At 59.5% G+C, this 5,079-nt stretch carries 4 protein-coding genes and 1 pseudogene; all 5 read left to right on the top strand.

Annotated elements, in window-relative coordinates:
- Positions 1 to 95: 95 nt before the first annotated feature.
- Positions 96 to 620, top strand: a complete 525-nt coding sequence (locus ACPLUI_RS10685; RefSeq protein WP_424660249.1) for a HutP family protein — start codon at positions 96 to 98, stop codon at positions 618 to 620.
- Positions 621 to 710: 90 nt separating this feature from the next.
- The gene (locus ACPLUI_RS10680) at positions 711 to 1,517 is read left to right on the top strand and encodes a methyltetrahydrofolate cobalamin methyltransferase (protein WP_424660248.1); all 807 of its coding nucleotides are present in this window, start codon (positions 711 to 713) and stop codon (positions 1,515 to 1,517) included.
- A 218-nt stretch (positions 1,518 to 1,735) separates the two neighbouring features.
- The gene (gene hutH / locus ACPLUI_RS10675; RefSeq protein ID WP_424660247.1) at positions 1,736 to 3,283 is read left to right on the top strand and encodes a histidine ammonia-lyase; all 1,548 of its coding nucleotides are present in this window, start codon (positions 1,736 to 1,738) and stop codon (positions 3,281 to 3,283) included.
- Positions 3,284 to 3,318: 35 nt separating this feature from the next.
- The gene (hutI, locus tag ACPLUI_RS10670; protein WP_424660246.1) at positions 3,319 to 4,590 is read left to right on the top strand and encodes an imidazolonepropionase; all 1,272 of its coding nucleotides are present in this window, start codon (positions 3,319 to 3,321) and stop codon (positions 4,588 to 4,590) included.
- Between the two features lie 4 nt (positions 4,591 to 4,594).
- Positions 4,595 to 5,079, top strand: a pseudogene (locus ACPLUI_RS10665) (glutamate formimidoyltransferase); the annotation flags it as partial.

Raw genomic sequence — 5,079 nt, 5'->3', positions numbered from 1 at the left:
CAGTGTGTTGACTTTATCTTTCGTTTTCGCTCACATTGACACCTCCATAAGGCTATTTTACGTCTGGTGAGGGATGGTTATACGACATCGCTGGCATGGATCTTGCACCGCTTCATGTGGTGAAAGCACAGGGGCTGAGCCTGGTGCTGCTGAGCGCATTATGGCTGGCCGGGGGTGAAAGGATGCAGACCATCGGCAGGGTGGCCATCAAACTGGCTGTGGCGGATAGGGGAGAAGTTGCGGCGCTGCTCGCTGAATCCGGCAGGATGGGGTACCGTGCCGTTGTGGGAAAAGTGGGCTCCATGACGGCGGAGAAGGTGGTGGCTGCGGTGGAGACGGCCGTTCAGCGGGAGCAGTTGCTGGAGAGCGGTTACAGGCACGTGCATTCCCTCTACCATGCAATTATCGAGGCTTTCTACGGAGTCTGCCGCGGGCAGCTGGAGCTGGGTGAAATACTTCGTACTGTTGGCCTGAATTTTGCAATGGTAAGGGGTCCGCGGATGCTTCCGGCAGGTGATGATGACGGCGAGTGGCTGGCGGTTGCACTGTATGGCACTATCGGGGCACCCAAAAAGGGGTTTGAGCACGAGGTCATAGGGCTGGGCATAAATCATCTTTGAGCTCAAAAGCAAGGGATTCGGGCTCGATCTCGAGAAGTCCCGGCCGGGGACGGGCCGGGGTCATACGGAATCTGGGAGGGAGTATGTCAGGTGCTTATTGTAGGTGAATTGATCAATACCAGCCGCAAACCCATCAAAGAGGCGGTGGAAAACAGGGATGCCGCTTACATCCGGGAGATAGCACGGCGGCAGGCCGAGGCCGGCGCACATTATATTGACGTCAACTGCGGGACCCTCGTGCGCAACGAGCCGGAAGTCATGGCCTGGCTGGTTGAGCTGGTCAAAGAGGCCGTTGATCTGCCCGTGTGTATCGACAGCCCCAACCCCAGGGCGCTGGAGGTGGGCCTGGAACTGGCGGCGGACAGGGGGCAGCCGATGGTCAATTCCATCACTGCGGAAAGCGAGAGGTTCAACACCGTACTGCCCCTGGTGCTGAAATATAAAGCCAGAGTGGTCGCCCTGTTGATGGACGACAGCGGAATGCCGGATACTGCAGAACAGCGCATTGCCATTGTCAGGAAGCTGGTGGGCGATCTGACGCGTTCTGGTGTTCCCGAAGACGATATATACATCGACCCTCTGGTCAAGCCGGTCAGCACCAGCGACAGCGCGGGCGTGGAAGTGCTCGAGACCCTTCGCTTCATCAGGAAAGAGTACTCCGCGGTGCACACCATCTGCGGCCTCAGCAACATCAGCTACGGCCTGCCGAACAGGCCGGTGCTGAACCAGGTGTTCCTCATCCAGACCATGGCCGCAGGTATGGATGCCTATATCCTGGACCCGCTGGACAGGACCCTGATGGGCTTTTACTACGCGTCGCAGGCGCTTCTGGGTAAAGACCCCTATTGTTCCGAATATTTGAAAGCTCACCGCAGCGGTTTATACCGGAAAGATTGAACAAGCTGCTTTTGGTATCCGGTTGAATGTGACGGAAAGGATATACATCGTTCCACCCTGGCCGTCTTGAAGCAAGCTTGAATCCATGTTATGCTGATATAAATAAAATAAGTGCCCTTTCTACTCACAGGCGTTAGTTGATCAGGGAGTAGAGGCGAATCGTTTATCGCGCTCTGCTCCCTTTTGTTTTCCCAGAATTCGTGACAGGAGGAGAAGTCATGATTGAGACAAAAACCGCCCTTAATTCCCTGTTCATCGACGGGAACAGCCTGACACTGGAACAGGTTTTATCAGTGGCGCGGAAAAACGTGCCGGTCAGCCTGGGGGTGTCCGGTAAAGCCAATCTTATCAAATCCAGGAAGATCGTCGAAAAAATTGTCTCCGAAGGGCTTACCGTTTATGGGGTTACGACCGGCTTTGGAAAGTTCAGCGAGGTGGCTGTATCCAGGGAAGACTGCAACGCCCTGCAGAAAAATATCATTATGAGCCATGCCGGAGGGGTGGGGGACCCCCTGCCGCGGGATGCGGTGAGGGCGATGATGATCCTCAGGGCCAACTCCCTAGCCAAGGGTTACTCCGGTGTGCGGCTGGAGGTTGTCCAGCTGCTGCTGGACATGTTGAACGAGGGGATTCACCCGGTGGTGCCGTGCAAGGGTTCGGTCGGGGCCAGCGGCGACCTGGTCCCCCTGGCGCATATTGCGCTGGCGATGATCGGCCTGGGCGAAGTGGAATACCTGGGTCGGGTCATGCCGTCGGAAGAGGCACTCAGGTTGGCCAAACTGAAACCGGTCAGTCTCGCGGCCAAGGAAGGCCTGGCCCTGATCAACGGAACGCAGTACATGACCGCCCTGGGCTGCCTGGCGGTAGCTGACGCCCTGGAACTGGTCAAGGCGGCATCCATCGCTGCAGCCATGACCTTCGAGGCTCTGGAGGGAATTTCCAGCGCTTACGACCCGCGCATACATGAAGTCCGGCCGCATGCGGGGCAAAGAAGCTCCGCCCTGGCCATGCGGAAACTTTTGGAGGGCAGTGATCTGTTGAGCAGGACAAAACACAAAAGGGTTCAGGATGCGTACACTCTCCGGTGCATCCCGCAGGTGCACGGTGCTTCCCTTGACGCCATCAATCACGTCCGGGGCATCCTGGAAACGGAAATCAATTCGGCTACCGATAATCCGCTCATCTTCCCCGATTCGGGTTGTGTCATCAGTGGGGGGAACTTTCACGGCCAGCCCCTGGCGCTGGCGCTGGACTACCTGGTCCTGGCCGTTTCCGAACTGGGGAGCATTTCCGAAAGGCGCGTGGAAAGGCTTGTCAACCCGGCCCTCAACGGCGGACTGCCGCCTTTTTTGACGCAGCAGGGAGGCTTAAATTCGGGGATGATGATCCTGCAGTACGTTGCCGCTGCCCTGGCGTCGGAAAACAAGGTCCTTGCGCACCCGGCCAGCGTCGATTCCATCCCCACCTCTGCCAACCAGGAAGATCACGTCAGCATGGGGTCCATCGCTGCACTCAAGGCTGGTTCCGTGGTGGAGAACGTTTCCTGGATCGTGGCCGCGGAAATGCTGGCCGCTGCCCAGGCGCTGGATTTCGTTTCCCACACTCCCGGGATTGGGAGCCGGATAGCCCACCACCTGATCAGGGAAGTGGTGCCGCACTGGGACGGGGACAGAATTCTCTACCAGGATTTACACAAGGTCCACGACCTTCTGCTGAGCGGCTTGGTTACCCGGAGGGTGGAGCAGGAAGTCGGCCCGCTTATTTAAAGCGGTGCGGGACGGGCTGGAAAGGATGTGCTGATATGACGGGGGAAAAGGTTGACCTTCTGGTGCGCAATGCAGCGGAGCTGGTAACGGTTGCTGGTGGGTCCGCACGTCCCAGGCGCGGCCGCGAAATGGCAGAGATCGGCCTGATCGAGGACGGTGCCGTGGCTGTGAAGGACGGGCGGATCCTGGCCGTGGGGCGGACTGCCGGTGTCATGGAGCGTGTAAAGGTTGGTGAGAGTACCACGGTCATCGACGCGTCGGGGAAAGTGGTGCTGCCCGGCCTGGTCGACCCCCACACTCACCTTGTTTTTGCCGGTTCCAGAGAATACGAACTGGAAATGAAGATTGAGGGCGTGGGATACCTGGAGATACTCGCCCGGGGAGGGGGGATCCTGGATACCGTGCGTGCCACCAGGGCGGCGGGCCGCGAGGACCTGATTGCTGCCGGGCTGAAATACCTGGGCGAGATGCTGGCGCAGGGAACGACCACTGCCGAAGCCAAGAGCGGTTACGGCCTCACCCTGGCGGACGAGGTGAAGATGCTGGAAGTAGTCCGGGAACTGGCGCAGCGCCAGCCCGTGGACCTGGTGCCCACTTTTCTGGGGGCGCACGCCGTACCCCCCGAATACAGAGACGACCCCGGCGGTTACGTGGACCTGCTGGTGGAGGAAATGCTTCCCGCCGTGGTCCGGGCAGGGCTGGCCGAGTTCTGCGATGTGTTCTGTGAGGAGGGCGTCTTTTCCGTCGAGCAGACCCGCCGGATCCTGGCCAGGGCCCGCGACCTGGGGCTGAAGCTTAAACTGCACGCCGACGAGATCGTTTCCCTGGGAGGGGCGGAACTGGCCGTGGAAATGGGGGCGACCTCGGCCGATCACCTGGTACATGTATCGGAGGAGGGCATCCGCCGCCTTGCCCGCTCAAACACGGTGGCCGTGCTCCTGCCTGCGACCACCTTCTGCTTGATGGGCGGTCAATACGCACCGGCCCGGGAGATGATCGAACAGGGAGCGGCAGTTGCTCTAGCCAGCGATTTCAACCCGGGGAGTTCTCCGGTGAACTCGCTGCCAGCAGTCATGGGGATTGCCTGCCGCCAGCTGAAAATGAAGCCTGCCGAAGTGATTACCGCGGTGACCATTAATGCGGCCCACGCCATCGGACGTGCCGCCGAAGTGGGGAGCCTGGAACCGGGTAAGAAGGCGGACCTGGTGATCTTTGACGCCCCTTCATACCGGTACCTCATGTACCGGTTCGGTACCAACCTGGTCCAAACCGTAATAAAATCCGGAAAAATCGTGGTAGGAGGATGAAGCTGTGAAGAAACTGGTGGAGTGTGTACCCAATTTCAGCGAAGGCCGCCGGCCTGAGGTTGTAGAGCAGATCCTGGAAGCGATCAGGGGGGTGGATGGAATCAGGCTCCTCGATTCCTCCTCCGATGCCAGCCACAACCGGACGGTTGTCACCTTTATCGGGGAGCCCGGTCAGGTGAAAAAAGCAGCTTTCCGGGCCGCCGCCAGGGCTGCGGAGCTGATCAACATGCATGAACACCGCGGGGAGCACCCCCGCATCGGGGCGACTGACGTGATCCCGTTCATTCCCCTCACCGGCGTCACGATGGAGGAATGCGTGAAGCTGGCCAGGGAACTGGGGCGGGAAATAGGAGAAAAGCTGGGGATCCCCGTTTATCTTTACGAAGAGGCGGCCACCCGCCCCGAGCGCAAAAACCTCTCCAGGGTGCGCGAGGGCCGGACAGCAAACCCTCGCGGAGCAGCGCCTCCACCCACGGAGCCCATTCGGCA

The organism is Desulfofundulus sp. (genome assembly GCF_049701015.1).
GTDB lineage: Bacteria > Bacillota > Desulfotomaculia > Desulfotomaculales > Desulfovirgulaceae > Desulfofundulus.
This window is presented reverse-complemented; position numbering and strand designations above follow the sequence as displayed.